Consider the following 15,338-nt stretch of genomic DNA (forward strand, 5'->3'; position numbering starts at 1 on the left):
GAATAGCGTTTTAGTCGTTTTTAACTACGTTATAATTTCTGATTTATCATTGGCTTACCTGGTTAACGTCCACAAATCATGAATAAGTTTAGAAGTATCGGCGAAAGCGTAGCGGTAAATGATGACCAGTAGGCCGATGAGGTTGGTAAAGAGGCCGGTAATCAGGTAACTTTGCACCTTAATGGCGACGATGTCCGCTAAAAAGATGGTAATGCCTAAAATGGCGACCGTCACTAGTGCAAAGTAGAGGCTAATGGAAATAATGAGCCAGCGTCGGATGGCGGCTTTTGATTTAAGTTCCTTCACTAACTGGCCCTGGATGGCCGAAGCGGTGTCATTGTTAATAATGTGGCTACGCAAAGATTCCGCTTGATCTTGTGCAAGCAGAGTCTGGTCGTCAAAGGGGACGGCCACTGGGGTAATAATTTGTTCCTTTAACTTGCTTTTCTTAGTTTGGGTCATTTGATTTGGGAAACCTCCTGGATTAAAGTTGTTAGACGATTGCGAGCAATTTGGTCATTGATAAAGTAGATCAATGAGAATTTTTGGATTAGTTGGGCCATGGAAAAAGTTTGCCAATCAAGGTCTTGTAGGATTGGTTGGGCTGTAGCATCAGGGACTAAGAAATATTCTGCGAATAAATCAGCTTCCGCCTCGTTTATCCTGTTTTTCTGGTGCTGATATTCGTCGTTTGCAAAGGGATAATCTAAGATAGCAATGCCGTCAATTTGGTTGTCCTCTTGACGGAGACGTTCGACCACCTGGGGATTGTCTTGGTTAACCTGGTAATCCCATCCTAAAATAAGTTGGCCGAGTTCCTTTGCTAACATATAAATCCAGTCGCGGTGGTTTAGGTCGTTTTCGACAATAAATTGTGGCTGATCTTTATCCATGTTATACAGGGTGTAAGCAGTTGTCTTGAAGTCGGATAAATCAGCATTTACAACGGCTAGGCCAACTGATTTAAAATAGGTGGCAAGATTTTCATTGTCGACGTTTTGGCCCATGATTTGCTGATGGGCTTTCTCGGCATGTTCTTTGATTTCGATTTGGCGCTTGTCACTAAGCATTGGCATCCTCCTCTAATTTTTCGTCATTATTGTAGCATTGAGAGAAGTGATGCTTTTTTGCTGGTCGCGATCACTACCTTTGGTTTGCCAATCCCAATTGGTTGGTATTTTACTGGTACAATGAAGACAAGAATGTTTAAATTTTAAAATTGGAAGAGGAAAAGAAAATGACACCAGTAGCATTTTTTCAACAAGCCAAAGACGAGGGTGTGATTCCGTTGGGTGCCCAATTGCAATCCAGCTTTCAATTTGGTGTGGCGGCTGACGAACTCGCTCAGTTAGTCCTGAAAGGCGTTAAGACCGCCACTGCGAGTGCTTACGATTTATACGAAGAAGAGGAGCCGTTACCTGCTTTCGGCGCTTATGATGTTATTTTAGATGGGCAAAATCAACCCGTTGGCATTATTAAAAATGATGCTGTCACAATTGAACAGTACCTAGATGTTAACGCCCAACATGCCTATGAAGAGGGCGAAGGGGACCGCTCGTTAGCCTATTGGCGCCAGGTGCACCATGAGTTTTTCACTGCCGCCTACCACGAAGAGGGCAAGGCGTTTCGAGAAAATCAGGCACAAATTGTCCTGGAAAAATTTCACTTAGTTTATCCACAATAAAAAGGCCGAAACAAGATTGTTTCGACCTTTTTGTCTGCTTATTAGCAGAGCTGAGATTATTCTGATTTGGAATATTTAGTAAATTGATTTTGCGTGGTTGGCAGTTGCCATGAGGGTGATGTTGCCTGCTAATAAAAGTGTGGCAAAGGCAATCCAATTATCGCTCTTGAAAACGAAGAAAAAGCAGATTACAAAAATTATGGAGTAGGCAAAGGGGATGACAAATTGCACCCAGGTATTTAGACTGAATTTGACAATAATCGCCTGGGCCAAAATCACGAGCATTGAAATAAAGATAAACGCAGATTTTTCACTTGCCATTTTTAATCCTCCCCTAATTGTCATCACGACACCATTCTAAACTTCTCTAAGGATAATTGTAGCATGGAATTTCATATTTTTCTAAGAAAAAACTAGTAAAAAGGACTCAATTTATTATTTTTTAATATTTATTGGGGAAAAATTGCTATTAAGCGAGAAAATTTTTGAATTTATCATTTCATTTCTAATTTTTTCTGGTATGCTGTCCTTAGAAAAAGTTTCACCCGAGACTTTGAGTAGGTGGGCAGGCCCCCGGGGAGAAAGCAGATGCAAACACTGGTCATGCACTATCGTCGAACTTTTGCGACCTTCTTTGTCGCAGTTTTGGAATTTTTTTTCGTGTTTATTGGGTCTTTGATTTCGCCTGGAGAACCGATATCCTACTGGGTGTCGCTCTACTTGGGACTAGCTGTTATTACCGTCCTGTCGATGCTCGTTGACTGGTTTGTCAAAAAGTGTTGGAAAAAATAAAGTTTTAGGTCATTCTAAATAAAAAATCAGTCTCGCAGTGCTATGAGCCTTAAAATTTGGGTTCATGTCAAGTTATTGCGAGGCTGATTTTTTTAATTGGTAATCATGGATGCTAGCTAAATTTACAGGGCATCCCGATGTGTTTGGACAAACTTAACGAAATTTTTAGCGCCGTTGGTGAGCAGCCCATCATTTTTTTGTAACAGGCTAATGGATCGGCTGATGGTCGGTACTGTGTCGAATGATTTAATCTGGTAGAGCGACTCGGTTTCCTCATCCATTGGCATGATGCTGTAGCCTAGGCCTTGTTCGACCATGAGGATTGTTGAAAAACTATCGTGTAGCCGCAATTTCATCTTGGGCTCAATGCCAATTTTTTGGAACTCTGAGACCGATTCACTAAAGAGACCTTCTTCGAGGAGGATGTAGTCGTAGTTTGTTAAATCAGCGAGTGGAATCGGCTGATTTTCTGGAAAATTCTGAGCAAGTTGTAACGGTAAAATCGCCTTGAGGACTTGGTGTTGGATAACTAAGCCGTTCTCGGTGACATCGCCGTTGACGAAACCAATATCTGCCTCGCCGTTTTCAATCCAGTTGGGAATGCTGGTGCCATCACCTTGGATAATGGCAAATTCAACATTCTCAAATTGCTTTTGAAAATTGGCGATTAACTTTGGCAACCACTGCTGTGAAATGCTGGGGATGGTGGCAATTTTGATAACGGTACTTTCGCCCTGAATCTCTTGCTTTTGCTCCTCGAGTGCTTGGTAATCATTGAGCAGCTGGTTGATAAATGGAAAGATGCGTTCACCTTCTGGCGTTAGGCTGATTTGCCGGTGCTTTTTGATTAATAAGGGAAAGCCCAAGTCATTTTCAAGGCTGGCAATCATTTGGGTGACAGCGGGTTGGGTATAGCCTAAAATTTTGGCCGCCTTGGTGATATTTTGTTGCTCTAAAATAATTTTTAATGCCAAAAATTTATTCATAAGTTCTCCTTATATTGAAATAAAAATTATCAATTTCAATTATAATCGATTCTATTTTATATTGGTTAAAGAGGAAGAACACATGAATAATACGAAAAAACAAGTTGGCATTCTTTTTGCTATATTGGGGGCATCGTGCTGGGGCATTAGCGGTGTCGCCAGTCAATATTTATTTCATCACACCGCAGTTCACCCCGTGAGTTTGGTCGGGCTAAGGCTCTTTGTTGGTGGCATCCTGTGCCTATTGACCGCCTTGGTTCAACCAAGTAGTCGTCAGCTCGTTTTGGGTATTTGGCAGCAGAAGCGGACCCGGAACCGGCTTTTATTATTTAGCCTATTTGGCTTTTTACCATCACAATTGTCCTATTTTTTGTCCATTAGCTACGGCAACGTTGCAACGGCCGCGGCGCTACAGTTTTTGAGCCCGACGCTTACGCTGATTTTTATGATGATTGCTTGGCACCACCGGCCAAATCGTCTGGAGACACTAGCGATTGTGATTAGCTTTTCTGGTACGGTTTTATTGATTACGAACGGTAACTTATCAACGTTTGTTGTTTCGGTCTGGGCCATCTTTTGGGGCCTGATGTCCGGTGTTGGTCAGATAGCCTATAGTTTACTGCCAAAGCCTTTGTTGAAGGAATACCCAACGAGCGTGGTTGTTGGCTGGGGGATGCTTTTGGGTAGTTTGCCATTGTTACCGGCTAGCTTCCGTGATCATTCGTTTTATCAATTAACGAATTGGCAGTGGGCAAACGTGCTTTTTATCGTTATTGTTGGCACATTTGTGGCCTGTCTGTGTTATATCAATAGTTTAAAGTTCCTATCAGCGACAATTGCACAGATTTTAGGATCGTTTGAACCGCTGACCGCAGCTTTGTTTTCGGTTCTGTTCCTCGGACAAAATCTTGGCCTGGTTGAAGTACTGGGAATTTTGTTAATCGTGAGCGTGGTTTTGCTACAAAAGCCACAGCGGAGTGCGCACGCTTCTTAAATAATGAAAAATCAGCCGTGATTTAGTGGCTGATTTTTTATTTGGGTCTTTTAAAGGTGGCGGTTTGGGCGAGGCTTATTTTCCGTGAGCCGGGCAGGAAAAACAAATACTAGAATCTTTTTAACATTTGTCTTTAAAATTTGTCATGATAGTATTATAATCGTAATATATCGAAAAGGGGGAATTAAGGATGGCAACATTACGTGATGGTTCAAAGGAGAACCGCGAATCTTTTGATGAGGCAAAGAATAAGCAGGCTCAAGAACACGCCGCTGAAGCCCACGAAGAGAAGGCAAACACCCGTGTTGAGGATGCCAAGCATAAGGATGCTCGCTACGACAACGAGGAATTCGAGAACGAAAAGAAAGAATTCGAAGGTCAATAAGCACAATCGGGGGAAATCATTATGGAAAAAAAGCATGAATTTGAAGCGGCAGATGCCCGCGAAGTTGAAGATGCTAAGCGCCAAGATGAACGCCTAGAAAAGCAATCAGAGTTCGTTAAGTCATCGCACGAAAGTCGTGAGAAGGCTGACGAAAAGTAAGCTAAAACGCCCGTTCGGGGCGTTTTTTATTGTCTTTTTGTAAAAATATTGAGGATTGGTTACAATAAATGGGAAAGAAAAGGAATAATTCGACATGAAAAATAAGATAACCGAACTGACCATTCTCTATCCACGAACAGCCGCAATCGTTTTGGTAACTGTTCTCAATATTATTTACATTTTATTAGTGAACTTGTTTTCGCCCGGTCAATCTTTTCTTGGCTGGCTGAATAGTCTGATTGTTAATGTGGCTGGTTTTGCAGTGCTAATGGTCCTCAGCTGGTTATGGACGAAATTTGTTAATCGAAAAAAATAAAGGAGTTGCTCTTGATGAGCAACTCCTTTTTGGTTAAGGGGATTACTTGAGATTTTTGTTTAGTTCACGAACTAATTTTTTCGCTTGAGCCATGGAAATGAACCAAATAAGCAAATAAATCAGTAGATAAATGAATGTATAAAATGCCAGCCATGAAAGGGAAAGAGGGAACCAGCCCGCTAAAATAGCCAAAATCGTGAATCCAACGTAAGTCACTGAAAAGTGTTCGATTGTTCGACGGGTAATACTCAGGTGATCATTTTGAAAAATTGTATCGGAAAGAGAAAAGAGGATGCCCATGAGTGCCCAAAGAACGATGGAACATACTAAAGCAGTGAGTGGTCGGTGAAAGTGATTCGTAAAGGTTGGACCGGAGGCAACTAAGTTGGGTAATTGGTAGGCATATGAGAAAGAAACAGCAAACAAAAGACCAATATTAATTCCTACACTAGCGCCCAATACAATTTTTTTTAAAATTTTCATGATAGCTTCTCCTTTTTGATGCGTCGCATGTAGCGCCTTGAAGCAAAAGTAGTTTGACCATCTCGTAAGATAACTTCATAGGCACCTGTTTTACTAAGCTCAAAGCGCTGAATGAAGTGGCGGTTAATGATTTCGGATTGAGAAATTTGAATAAATAAGTTCTCTGGTAAAAAGTCGGCTAGTTCATAAATCCGTTTTTGTGTTTTATAGCGCTGGCCGTCAACTTGGCAATAAACCGCATGCTCTTCTGTGTAAAAGCGATCGATGTTGGGTAGTTCAATTTGTTGGTAATCTTCTTGGTCTTTGACAAAGAGGCTACTGTGATTGATAACGCTTTGAATTTCGTGCTCGAGGTAGACAATTTCGGCCGTTTTTTGCTTAGCGAAAATTACGATGTTGGGTGTCTGAGTATTTTGATCAATTTTGGTGGATACTTTCATTGCTTTTTCCTTTTGACACTGTTTTGTTAAATTCACTGTAAAACAAATCAAAGGAAAAAGGGGGTGGATTTTACTATTTGGTCTTTATTGTTGAAAAATCGGTTAAAAATAGAAGGTTAATTTATAAATTTTTATATAAAAGAGAATTGTTCCAATTTAAATCAGGAGATTTAATCGGCTTTTGATTGTCGTTGTTTTATTTTTTAATCTTTTTGCCATTTTTAAGGCGCTGAATGTTTCCATATTGCTTAAATGAAAGTGTAATGAGAATAACATTAAGATTAATTTCCTTTATGGTATAATCATTCTATCCAAAAGTTCGGTTTTACTGATTTTGGAAATTTATTTTTTAATCATTTTATTAGAATAGATTGTGGAGGATGTATTGTCATGAAGGAAACTGGATCAACAACAGTCAAGCGTGGTATGGCGCAGATGCAAAAGGGCGGGGTCATCATGGATGTCGCCAACGTTGAACAGGCAAAGATTGCAGAAGAAGCCGGCGCTGTTGCTGTGATGGCCTTAGAACGAGTACCATCGGATATCCGTGCTGCTGGGGGAGTTGCGCGGATGTCAGATCCAGCGATGATTGAAGAAATCATGGCTGCTGTTTCAATCCCTGTAATGGCCAAGGCTCGTATCGGTCATATTGCCGAAGCCCACGTTTTGGAAAGTATCGGTGTGGACTATATCGATGAAAGTGAAGTGTTGACGCCTGCCGATGACAATTTCCACATTGCTAAGAATGAATTTACAGTGCCATTTGTTTGTGGTTGCCGTGACCTTGGAGAAGCATTGCGTCGAATTGGTGAAGGTGCTTCAATGTTGCGGACGAAGGGTGAACCCGGTACGGGGGATGTTGTGGAAGCTGTTCGCCACATGCAAAAGGTGAACGAACAAATTCGTCACATTCAAAACGAAAAGCCCGAACATTTGATGGCCATTGCTCGTGACTTGCGGGCACCATTGGACTTGGTTCAAGAAATTCATGAAACCGGCAAGTTGCCAGTTGTTAACTTTGCTGCCGGTGGTATTTCAACACCAGCCGATGCTGCTTTGATGATGAACCTTGGTGCCGATGGGGTCTTTGTTGGTTCTGGTATTTTCAAATCAGAAAATCCAGCTAAGTTTGCCAAGGCCATTGTGACTGCAACGGCTAATCCAACTGACTACCACTTGATTGCCGAAGTTTCAAAGAACTTGGGTGCCCCAATGAAGGGAATCGATACGGCAACTTTGCACGATGAAGACAAGATGGCTCCTCGCGGAATCTAATCAATTGAAAAAAGGAGCAAGCAAATGGTAATTGGTGTTTTAGATTTACAAGGCGCTGTTGACGAGCATATCCAAATGCTTGCCCAGTGTGGTGTGACAGGTAAAAAGGTGCTCTCAGAGGAAGACTTAAATCAGGTCGATGGTTTGATTATTCCTGGTGGCGAGAGTACGGCAATTATGAACCTGTTGCTCAAGTTTGATTTGTTAAAGCCCCTTCAGGAGAAGGTGGCAGCAGGATTGCCAATCTTTGGAACCTGCGCTGGTTTGGTACTCTTATCCCGTCCGGATGCTTTGGCTGGTATTGAAGGTGAAGTGGAACGGAACGGCTTTGGCCGACAAAAGGATAGCTTCCAAGCTGATATCGATTTAGCTGGTTTTAATCAACCGTTTCCCGGCATCTTCATCCGTGCTCCTTATTTGAAGCAGGTAGCAGATGATGTTGAAGTACTGGCAAAGATTGACGATGACCGAATTATTGCCGTTAAGCATGGCAAGATTTTGGCAACGTCATTCCACCCAGAATTGTCCGATGATACTCGGATGCACCAACTTTTCTTGGAGATGGTCAGCGCCTAAGCCTGATTGGAATAAATGAACGATAAGATGAATTTAAAAGACAGCGATGGCGTGCATGCCATTGCTGTTTTTTTAGTGTAGAAATTAAACTTTAAAAGCAGTGAATGTTTTTTGACTATTTAGTCAAAAAAAGAACTATAATACACCCATGGGACGAAATAAAAAATTTGATACGGTTGAAACAATAGGACAAATACAGCGAGTATTTATTCAAAAGGGTTATAATGCGACTTCTCTTGATGACTTAGTGCAAGCGACGGGGTTACTACGTGGTAGTTTATACAGTACCTTTGGCAGTAAGGAGGGGATGTTCATTGCAGCTCTATCAGATAGTCTTGAAAAGGAAAGTGAGGAGAGCTGGCACTTAATTTTGATTGCAATGATTGAACTTACTAATCAAAGTAAGCGAGTTTTTGAAATCATAAATCAGTGGTATCATCATCAGTCTTATCAAGCGGTCACGGAAAAACTAGGTCAAATTGTATTAAAAGAGAGTGGAATAACGGAGGTGAAATGATGGGAAATCGCGTTTATATTCAACAGAATCAGCTCGTGGTAGAGCCAGTGGGATTGAATAAGTTGACAACCCTTAAAACACATCTAATTTTTCCCATTACCCATGTCGCCGGTGCGTCATTAGACAGTGGTATTTTAGCTGATCCTAAGGGATTACGTGCGGGCGGAACGCACACTACCAATTATTGGGGTGGAAGTTTTCATCAAAATAACGAAACTACTTTTTATAATGTTAAGGCTAACGAGATACCCGTAGTTATTCAATTGCAGAATGAAAAATATGATCGTTTAGTTTTAGGCGTAAAAAATCCTGAACAGCTAGTTCAATCGATTAATAATCAACTGTAATGTTTTTAGCTAGCAGTAGGCATTTATACTAAGAATCAGGCATATCAAGTTGCTTGATTCTTTTCTTTATTAAAAAGTGGTGGTTCTTTTCTATCAAAATTTCTGAAGAGTCTTGGTTTTATGGCTATAATTTACCATTAAGATAATGTTCATGATGTGTTTATAGCGACTAAACGTAAATTGCCTTTCAACAACCCCCTTGACTATCTTTGGTATAATAGAAGCAATATGCACTGGCTGATTTTTCCAGTGAAGTGTTTGATAAGATAGATGTTAGGAAGACTGATGGTCAAGAAAAACTTAGTCAAAGCAAACTTAACAGGTGACCGAATTGGGGTCTTTTTTGGAACCTTGGCACCAATGCACATTGGGCACCAGGCCGAAATTTATAAGGCTGCAGCCCTAAATGATGGCGTCGTTGTGATTACTTCCGGTTACACGGGTGACCGTGGTGATCAAATCGGCTTGCCAGTTGAAAAGCGGTTCCGTTACTTACGGGAAGCCTTCAATGATGAAGATAACATCAAGGTTGATTACATCAATGAAGATGATATTCCTCAGATGCCGAACGGTTGGCAGGAATGGACAGACCGGTTGACGGCAACGATTCGACGAAATATTGTGAACCCTGAGGCACAGATTACGCTTTATACTGGCGAAGCCGACTACAAGGAAATGCTGGAAAAGATGTTGCCAAAAGATGGCCATTTCCGCGTTTCATTAATGGATCGGACCATTTTGAAGGTATCGGCCACAGCTGTTCGTAATGATCCCTTGGGAAACTGGGACTTTATTAACCGAGTTTTCCGGCGCCATTTTGCTAAAAAAATCTTGGTTGTTGGGGCACCGCAAACGGGTAAATCAACTTTGACCAGGCGCTTAGCGCGAACATCCAACTCGCCTTTTTCGGTGGAGTTTTCACGAACTTACCAGGAAAAGTCCAATGTCTTTGATAGTGAATTGCTCTTAAAGGATTATTCACGAATTATTCAGGGCCAGTATGATGCCAATTCGGCCGAAATCAATTCGCCGGCTAACAATGGCTTGACCTTCTTTGATACGGATGCGATGGTCACCATGGCGGAAGCAAGGGAGTGGTTGCCAAAAGATGACTTGGCTCAATTGTTACCATTATTTGATAATACAATTCAAGAAGAAGAATTAGACTTGATTTTGGTGATTCCACCAGCAGTAGCTGTTCTCAATGGTGCAGATCCAATTGAAAGTGCCGAATTTGATCGCCACCTTTGGCAGGTGATTGCCGACTATGGTTATGATGATTTGGCAGTGGCCTTGGATCGGCCGGGTGGACCCGATGACCCAGCGGGTTACTATGCCCGGTATATGCAGGCTTTGGAAATTATTGAAGATAAAGTTGGCATTAATTTAACCAAGGTTTAAGATAAGGGCCCTGAACGTTTCGGGTCTTTTTTATTCCAACTTTATCTATTGCTAGTAAGCTATTGAAAACATGACAGAAGAGGAGGTGACCAGTGTGGCACTCACGTATGCACAGGTGGTGGTGGATGTTCCCACTCAACAAACGAATCGGCCGTATACTTATTTGATTCCAGATGAGATTCAAGATGAAGTGCAACCCGGTGTCCGTGTTTTGGTCGCCTTTGGTCACCGCTCGGTTTTGGGCTATGTGTTAAAAACCGGTGTCGATTTGCCGGCTGATTTAGCCGTTGATCAGGTCAAGGATATTTTGACGGTTTTAGATGACCACCCGGTTCTCAGCCAGGAAATGCTGGACTTGTCCGAAGAATTGGCGCAAACTAATTTTTCATTCCAGGTTTCTTTTTTGGCTTTGATGTTGCCAACTGCTTTAAAGGCATCTTACAAGAAGCGCTTGCGAGCACAAGCCGACTTGCTGCCTGCTGACCGCGTGGCCTACTTAGACGGACAGGAGGAGCGTTTAGTTAAAACTAAGGACTTTTCGGCGAAGGAATGGCGGCAGGTCCGCCAGTTAGCTGCGGCAGGTCAACTGTCAATCGAAACGGTGATTGAAAATAAGGGCCGGATTAAAACGGAACTGGCCTATCAGGTAACCAGTGACCAGGACCTATTGGGCCAAGCGGAAGAAACTTTGCGTAAATCAGCTAAAAGTCAGGCGGCTTTGTTGTCCTTTTGCCAGGAACACCCTGGTGAAACCTTTACGAAGCGTGATTGGTTGGCCCAAGTTGATGTTGCCGCGGCAACGTTAACGACTGGTGTTAAAAACGGTTGGCTAGTTAAGCGCCAGGTTGAGCAAAAACGGCGTCCCGGAGCAATGGCTTCTGGCAAGGTCGAGGCAGTTAAGGTTCTAAACGAAGACCAACAAAGGGCTTATGATGCCGTGACTGCAGCCATAACGGCCAAGGAAAAGACGACCTTTTTGTTGGAGGGGATTACCGGGTCTGGGAAGACTGAGGTTTACCTCCAGGCGGCGCAAAAAGCGATTGCTCAAGGGGAACAAGTCCTCTTTTTAGTTCCTGAAATTGCGCTAACGCCACAGATGCAAAAACGAGTGGCTGACCGCTTTGGGGATGCAACTGCAGTCCTGCATTCCGGTTTGTCTGCTGGGGAACGCTATGATGAATGGCGTCGAATTCAATCCGGCCAGGTCAAGGTGGTAGTTGGTGCCCGGTCAGCGGTCTTTGCCCCGCTAGCTAAGCTAGGCTTGATTATCGTTGATGAGGAACATGAAACTTCATACAGCCAAAGTGAAAATCCGCATTATTCTGCCCGTGATGTGGCCTTGTGGCGTGGGGCTTATCATCAGGCACCCGTTGTTTTGGGTTCGGCAACTCCTTCACTGGAAAGTCGGGCACGGGCACAAAAGGGCGTTTATCAATTGCTAACGCTAACGAAACGGGCTGCGGCTGCGGCCACATTACCACCGGTTGAGATTGTTGATATGCGGCAGACGGTCGTCTTAAAGGGGGACACTAATTTTTCAACCGAGCTCTTGGAAAAGCTGAAGGACCATTTGGCCCGTGGAGAACAAGCGGTTTTGCTACTGAACCGAAGGGGTTTTTCTTCCTTTGTGATGTGCCGGGACTGTGGTTATGTTCCAAAAGATCCCAATTGTAACCTGGCCATGACCTTGCACATGGACACGAAAACCCTGAAGTGCCATTACTGTGATTTCCAGGCGCCAATCCCGCATATTTGTCCGAGTTGCGGATCTAAGCGGATTCGTTACTATGGGACTGGGACTGAAAAGGTCCAAGAAGAGTTGAGCCGTGTTCTACCGGAATATCCGGTAATCCGCTTGGACCAGGATACGACCAAGAAAAAGGGGGCCATGGCGCAAGCCTTGGCTGATTTTGGCGCTAAAAAAGCACAAATCTTGTTGGGGACGCAAATGGTCGCCAAGGGCTTGGATTTTGAGGACGTTACGCTGGTTGGCGTTTTAAATGCTGATACGGGCCTGGGCTTACCTGATTTCCGTGCTAGTGAAAAAACCTTTGAACTCCTCACCCAGGTTGCAGGTCGCGCTGGTCGAGGTGACCGGGCGGGGGAAGTGGTGATTCAAACGTTTAACCCCAAGCATTACGCCCTAACGTTCGCCCAGCACCATGATTACGAGGGCTTTTACCGGCAAGAAATGGCCATCCGCCATGCCGGTGAATTTCCACCCTACTACTATACAATCCAGATTCAGAGTTCGCACCCCAATGAAAATTTGGTGGCCGTCCAGAGTGCCAAAATTGGCCTTTGGCTGAGAAAAAAGCTACCAAAGGATGTTTTGATGCTTGGACCATCACCTCAAGCGATCGCCAAGCTAAAGGGGCGGTACTATTTCCAGATTTTGCTCAAACTGAAGAAGCCCCATGAAGCCGATGCGTTACTGCGTGATTTGGTTGACCGGTCGCAAAAGGCTGAGGCCGGCTTCCAGCTTTCGGTAAAGCGTGACCCAGTGACCTTTATGTAAGGATGCGAGTGAGCTTGATATAGCCGTTTTGGTGTCGCCTGAATGATGCTTAATCGGCACTTTTCTGGCGTCAATGAGTCTTTTGATTGAATTTGTTATAATGAATGAAAGTGCCGACTTTCTAATCGGCAGAATTAGTGAGGAAGTTAATGACCAATCGCGTTGTCTTTATGGGCACACCCCAATTTGCTGTTCCAATTTTAGAGGCCTTAGTGGCTGATCCCCAATATGATGTTTTGGCTGTTGTGACGCAGCCGGACCGACCACAAGGCCGCAAGCAAAAGTTGACACCAAGTCCGGTGAAAACGGCTGCCTTGGCTCATGATTTACCAGTCTTGCAACCAGAAAAAATCAGCGGTTCAGCCGAAATGGCTGAATTGATTGACCTGGCTCCTGATTTTATTGTGACGGCTGCTTTTGGGCAATTCTTGCCGGAGAAGTTGTTGCAGGCAGCCAAGGTAGCGGCAATCAATGCCCATGCTTCCTTGCTACCAAAGTACCGTGGTGGTGCGCCAGTCCATTATGCAATTATGAACGGCGACCAAGAAACAGGTGTTTCATTGATGTACATGGTCAAGAAAATGGATGCTGGTGATGTAATTGATGTGGTCAAGGTACCGATTGAGGCAACTGATAACGTTGGGACCATGTTTGATAAGTTGAGTGCTGTTGCTGCACCATTGGTTCTCGCTAATTTGCCAAAGTTGGCAGCCGGGACGGCTCAGTCAGAACCTCAAGATCCTGACCAGGTTAGTTTTTCACCAAATATCAGTCGTGACCAGCAGAACCTAGATTTCGCCAACGAGACTGCCGAACAGTTAAATTGGCATATTCGTGGTTTATATCCAACCCATCCGGCTCATGCCGTGGTTGGTGGCGAACGCTTTAAGCTCGTGGAAACGACACCATTGGCCGAAAAAACAGAGGCGAAGCCGGGCGTGATTACAAAAAAAGATAAGAAGCACCTGGTGATTGCGGCTGCTGATGGAACGCAATTAGCAATCCAAAGTTTGCAGCCAGCCGGCAAGAGTGTCATGGCCGTTGCCGCCTATTTGAATGGCGCCGGTCAAAAGTATACAGTGGGCGACCAGTGGGTCACCGTCGAGGAAATTAATGCCTAATCAAGTAAAAAACAGTCAAAATCCCCGTCTGCTAGCGGTTGTTACCCTAGCTAAAATCAAAAACGGTGCATACTCAAACCTGCAGTTAAACCAGGTGATTAAGAGCCATCAACTCAAAGCAGTTGATAAGGGGCTCTTGACCACACTCGTTTACGGGACAATCCAGTACCGCCTATTGTTGGAATACTGGTTGGCGCCTTTTGTGAAGGGAAAGAAATTAGAACCCTGGGTCAAGGAATTACTCTTGACGGCATTGTTCCAGTGGCATAAACTAGACAAAATTCCTAAGCATGCCATTTTCAACGAAACCATTGAAGTGGCTAAAACCCTTGGAAATGCTGGGACAGCTAAGTTTGTAACGGCCATTCTTCATAATATGGACCGCACGGGTCTTCGCGATGAAAGTAAAATCGCAGATCCAATCGAACGTTTATCGATTTCGTATTCGCTACCCGTTTGGTTGGTGAAAGCGTTATTGGGCCAAGTTGGAGAAGACAAGACCAAAAGTATTTTAGCCTCGTTGAATGAAGCACCGGCCCAAGCTGTTCGAGTCAATACGGCTAAGACAACGGTTGCTGATGCGAAGGCCAGTTTGATGGCCGAAGGACTGTCCGTTCGCGACTCCGCCGTGGCTGCCGATGCCTTGGTGGTTACTGGTGGACATGTGGCTTCTTCTAAGGCCTTTATTGACGGGCTGATTACGGTTCAAGATGAATCCGCCATGTTGCCGGTTGAAGCACTGGCCATTGATGAATCCGTTCATTCGGTCTTGGATGCCGCGGCTGCTCCTGGCGGGAAGACGACACAGATTGCCCAATATCTGTCGGGGGATGCTAAGGTTTTGGCCTTAGACATTCACGACCACAAGGTCAAGTTGATTAAGGCCAATGCGAAACGTCTTGGTTTAGCTGACCGGGTTGAAGCAAAAGCTTTGGATGCTCGGCAGGTGCCAGAAAATCTTGACCAAGACTTTGACCGAATTTTGGTCGATGCCCCTTGTTCTGGCTTAGGGCTCTTGCGCCGTAAACCAGAAATTCGCTATGAAAAGTCGCTTGAGGATGTTTTGCACCTCGCTGACTTACAGCTTTCGATTTTAAATGCGACCGCGAAGCGTTTAGCACCTGGTGGCCGTTTGGTTTATAGTACTTGTACGATTTTAAATCAGGAAAACGATGGCGTGATTGAACGCTTTTTAGCTGAAAATCCTGATTTTACCTTGTTGAAGACACCAACCGATAAGAAGTTGAAGGATGATCGGGTAGAGGATGTATTGAAAATCTATCCCGATGACTACGAGACGGACGGCTTTTTCGTAGCCACCCTTCAAAGGAAGGATTAGATACG

19 protein-coding genes are annotated in these 15,338 nt (G+C 43.9%); 13 read left to right on the forward strand and 6 right to left on the reverse strand.

Translation table 11 applies throughout. From position 1 onward, the window contains the following. Positions 1-54: 54 nt before the first annotated feature. Both AABI08_RS00330 and AABI08_RS00335 read right to left on the reverse strand, forming a co-directional pair. Positions 55-462, reverse strand: a complete 408-nt coding sequence (locus AABI08_RS00330) for a hypothetical protein (RefSeq protein WP_338343276.1) — start codon at positions 460-462, stop codon at positions 55-57. Continuing rightward, complete coding sequence (locus tag AABI08_RS00335; protein ID WP_338343275.1) at positions 459-1,070, reverse strand: hypothetical protein; 612 nt, start codon at positions 1,068-1,070, stop codon at positions 459-461. Before AABI08_RS00335 ends, AABI08_RS00330 begins: the two co-directional genes overlap by 4 nt. 167 nt (positions 1,071-1,237) lie before the next feature. Here AABI08_RS00335 and AABI08_RS00340 point away from each other — a divergent pair, with 167 nt between their 5' ends. Next, a complete protein-coding gene (locus AABI08_RS00340) occupies positions 1,238-1,684 on the forward strand; it encodes an ASCH domain-containing protein (RefSeq protein WP_338343274.1) in 447 nt (148 codons plus the stop codon). A 75-nt stretch (positions 1,685-1,759) separates the two neighbouring features. On the opposite strand, the gene AABI08_RS00345 is transcribed toward AABI08_RS00340, so the two are convergent. After that, positions 1,760-2,005, reverse strand: a complete 246-nt coding sequence (locus AABI08_RS00345; RefSeq protein ID WP_338343273.1) for a hypothetical protein — start codon at positions 2,003-2,005, stop codon at positions 1,760-1,762. A 593-nt stretch (positions 2,006-2,598) separates the two neighbouring features. Next, complete coding sequence (locus AABI08_RS00350; RefSeq protein ID WP_338343272.1) at positions 2,599-3,462, reverse strand: LysR family transcriptional regulator; 864 nt, start codon at positions 3,460-3,462, stop codon at positions 2,599-2,601. An 82-nt stretch (positions 3,463-3,544) separates the two neighbouring features. Between AABI08_RS00350 and AABI08_RS00355 the strand changes: the two genes are divergently transcribed. The 4 genes from AABI08_RS00355 to AABI08_RS00370 all read left to right on the forward strand — a co-directional run bounded on the left by AABI08_RS00355 (position 3,545) and on the right by AABI08_RS00370 (position 5,316). Beyond that, complete coding sequence (locus tag AABI08_RS00355) at positions 3,545-4,456, forward strand: DMT family transporter (RefSeq protein ID WP_338343271.1); 912 nt, start codon at positions 3,545-3,547, stop codon at positions 4,454-4,456. A gap of 190 nt (positions 4,457-4,646) precedes the next feature. Next, positions 4,647-4,841, forward strand: a complete 195-nt coding sequence (locus tag AABI08_RS00360; RefSeq protein WP_338343270.1) for a hypothetical protein — start codon at positions 4,647-4,649, stop codon at positions 4,839-4,841. A 21-nt stretch (positions 4,842-4,862) separates the two neighbouring features. Beyond that, a complete protein-coding gene (locus AABI08_RS00365; RefSeq protein ID WP_158531852.1) occupies positions 4,863-5,000 on the forward strand; it encodes a hypothetical protein in 138 nt (45 codons plus the stop codon). 94 nt (positions 5,001-5,094) lie between these two features. Then, complete coding sequence (locus tag AABI08_RS00370; protein WP_338343269.1) at positions 5,095-5,316, forward strand: hypothetical protein; 222 nt, start codon at positions 5,095-5,097, stop codon at positions 5,314-5,316. Between the two features lie 42 nt (positions 5,317-5,358). Here the strand turns inward: AABI08_RS00370 and AABI08_RS00375 are convergent, their stop codons facing one another. Further along, positions 5,359-5,799: a DUF3021 domain-containing protein gene (locus tag AABI08_RS00375; RefSeq protein ID WP_338343268.1), complete on the reverse strand. Its 441-nt coding sequence runs from the start codon at positions 5,797-5,799 to the stop codon at positions 5,359-5,361. Further along, positions 5,796-6,239 carry a LytTR family DNA-binding domain-containing protein gene (locus AABI08_RS00380; RefSeq protein ID WP_338343267.1) on the reverse strand — a complete coding sequence of 148 codons (444 nt, stop codon included), beginning with the start codon at positions 6,237-6,239 and terminating at the stop codon, positions 5,796-5,798. The genes AABI08_RS00375 and AABI08_RS00380 overlap by 4 nt, the downstream gene beginning before the upstream one ends. A 390-nt stretch (positions 6,240-6,629) precedes the next feature. Between AABI08_RS00380 and pdxS the strand changes: the two genes are divergently transcribed. From pdxS to rsmB, 8 genes are all read left to right on the forward strand, one after another. Further along, complete coding sequence (gene pdxS / locus AABI08_RS00385) at positions 6,630-7,514, forward strand: pyridoxal 5'-phosphate synthase lyase subunit PdxS (RefSeq protein ID WP_059393247.1); 885 nt, start codon at positions 6,630-6,632, stop codon at positions 7,512-7,514. Between the two features lie 24 nt (positions 7,515-7,538). Then, positions 7,539-8,090 carry a pyridoxal 5'-phosphate synthase glutaminase subunit PdxT gene (gene pdxT / locus AABI08_RS00390; RefSeq protein ID WP_338343266.1) on the forward strand — a complete coding sequence of 184 codons (552 nt, stop codon included), beginning with the start codon at positions 7,539-7,541 and terminating at the stop codon, positions 8,088-8,090. Positions 8,091-8,238: 148 nt separating this feature from the next. Continuing rightward, positions 8,239-8,607 carry a TetR/AcrR family transcriptional regulator gene (locus AABI08_RS00395; RefSeq protein ID WP_338343265.1) on the forward strand — a complete coding sequence of 123 codons (369 nt, stop codon included), beginning with the start codon at positions 8,239-8,241 and terminating at the stop codon, positions 8,605-8,607. Continuing rightward, on the forward strand, positions 8,607-8,954 hold the full coding sequence (locus tag AABI08_RS00400) for a hypothetical protein (RefSeq protein ID WP_338344056.1): 348 nt from the start codon (positions 8,607-8,609) through the stop codon (positions 8,952-8,954). The genes AABI08_RS00395 and AABI08_RS00400 overlap by 1 nt, the downstream gene beginning before the upstream one ends. A 285-nt stretch (positions 8,955-9,239) precedes the next feature. Continuing rightward, on the forward strand, positions 9,240-10,355 hold the full coding sequence (locus tag AABI08_RS00405) for an AAA family ATPase (RefSeq protein WP_083994327.1): 1,116 nt from the start codon (positions 9,240-9,242) through the stop codon (positions 10,353-10,355). 70 nt (positions 10,356-10,425) lie between these two features. Further along, positions 10,426-12,873 carry a primosomal protein N' gene (priA, locus tag AABI08_RS00410; protein WP_338344057.1) on the forward strand — a complete coding sequence of 816 codons (2,448 nt, stop codon included), beginning with the start codon at positions 10,426-10,428 and terminating at the stop codon, positions 12,871-12,873. 149 nt (positions 12,874-13,022) lie between these two features. Further along, positions 13,023-13,994, forward strand: coding sequence for a methionyl-tRNA formyltransferase (fmt, locus tag AABI08_RS00415; protein ID WP_338343262.1), 972 nt, complete (start codon positions 13,023-13,025; stop codon positions 13,992-13,994). After that, positions 13,987-15,333, forward strand: a complete 1,347-nt coding sequence (gene rsmB / locus AABI08_RS00420; RefSeq protein ID WP_338343261.1) for a 16S rRNA (cytosine(967)-C(5))-methyltransferase RsmB — start codon at positions 13,987-13,989, stop codon at positions 15,331-15,333. Before fmt ends, rsmB begins: the two co-directional genes overlap by 8 nt. The last annotated feature ends 5 nt before the right edge of the window (positions 15,334-15,338 follow it).

It is taken from the genome of Fructobacillus evanidus, from assembly GCF_963580165.1.
Classification (GTDB): Bacteria; Bacillota; Bacilli; order Lactobacillales; family Lactobacillaceae; genus Fructobacillus; species Fructobacillus evanidus.

Coding starts and splice junctions, on each gene's coding strand:
- AABI08_RS00330 (WP_338343276.1), bottom strand. CDS start 462: ATGACCCAAACTAAGAAAAGCAAGTTAAAGGAACAAATTATTACCCCA.
- AABI08_RS00335 (WP_338343275.1), bottom strand. CDS start 1,070: ATGCTTAGTGACAAGCGCCAAATCGAAATCAAAGAACATGCCGAGAAA.
- AABI08_RS00340 (WP_338343274.1), top strand. CDS start 1,238: ATGACACCAGTAGCATTTTTTCAACAAGCCAAAGACGAGGGTGTGATT.
- AABI08_RS00345 (WP_338343273.1), bottom strand. CDS start 2,005: ATGGCAAGTGAAAAATCTGCGTTTATCTTTATTTCAATGCTCGTGATT.
- AABI08_RS00350 (WP_338343272.1), bottom strand. CDS start 3,462: ATGAATAAATTTTTGGCATTAAAAATTATTTTAGAGCAACAAAATATC.
- AABI08_RS00355 (WP_338343271.1), top strand. CDS start 3,545: ATGAATAATACGAAAAAACAAGTTGGCATTCTTTTTGCTATATTGGGG.
- AABI08_RS00360 (WP_338343270.1), top strand. CDS start 4,647: ATGGCAACATTACGTGATGGTTCAAAGGAGAACCGCGAATCTTTTGAT.
- AABI08_RS00365 (WP_158531852.1), top strand. CDS start 4,863: ATGGAAAAAAAGCATGAATTTGAAGCGGCAGATGCCCGCGAAGTTGAA.
- AABI08_RS00370 (WP_338343269.1), top strand. CDS start 5,095: ATGAAAAATAAGATAACCGAACTGACCATTCTCTATCCACGAACAGCC.
- AABI08_RS00375 (WP_338343268.1), bottom strand. CDS start 5,799: ATGAAAATTTTAAAAAAAATTGTATTGGGCGCTAGTGTAGGAATTAAT.
- AABI08_RS00380 (WP_338343267.1), bottom strand. CDS start 6,239: ATGAAAGTATCCACCAAAATTGATCAAAATACTCAGACACCCAACATC.
- pdxS (WP_059393247.1), top strand. CDS start 6,630: ATGAAGGAAACTGGATCAACAACAGTCAAGCGTGGTATGGCGCAGATG.
- pdxT (WP_338343266.1), top strand. CDS start 7,539: ATGGTAATTGGTGTTTTAGATTTACAAGGCGCTGTTGACGAGCATATC.
- AABI08_RS00395 (WP_338343265.1), top strand. CDS start 8,239: ATGGGACGAAATAAAAAATTTGATACGGTTGAAACAATAGGACAAATA.
- AABI08_RS00400 (WP_338344056.1), top strand. CDS start 8,607: ATGGGAAATCGCGTTTATATTCAACAGAATCAGCTCGTGGTAGAGCCA.
- AABI08_RS00405 (WP_083994327.1), top strand. CDS start 9,240: ATGGTCAAGAAAAACTTAGTCAAAGCAAACTTAACAGGTGACCGAATT.
- priA (WP_338344057.1), top strand. CDS start 10,426: ATGACAGAAGAGGAGGTGACCAGTGTGGCACTCACGTATGCACAGGTG.
- fmt (WP_338343262.1), top strand. CDS start 13,023: ATGACCAATCGCGTTGTCTTTATGGGCACACCCCAATTTGCTGTTCCA.
- rsmB (WP_338343261.1), top strand. CDS start 13,987: ATGCCTAATCAAGTAAAAAACAGTCAAAATCCCCGTCTGCTAGCGGTT.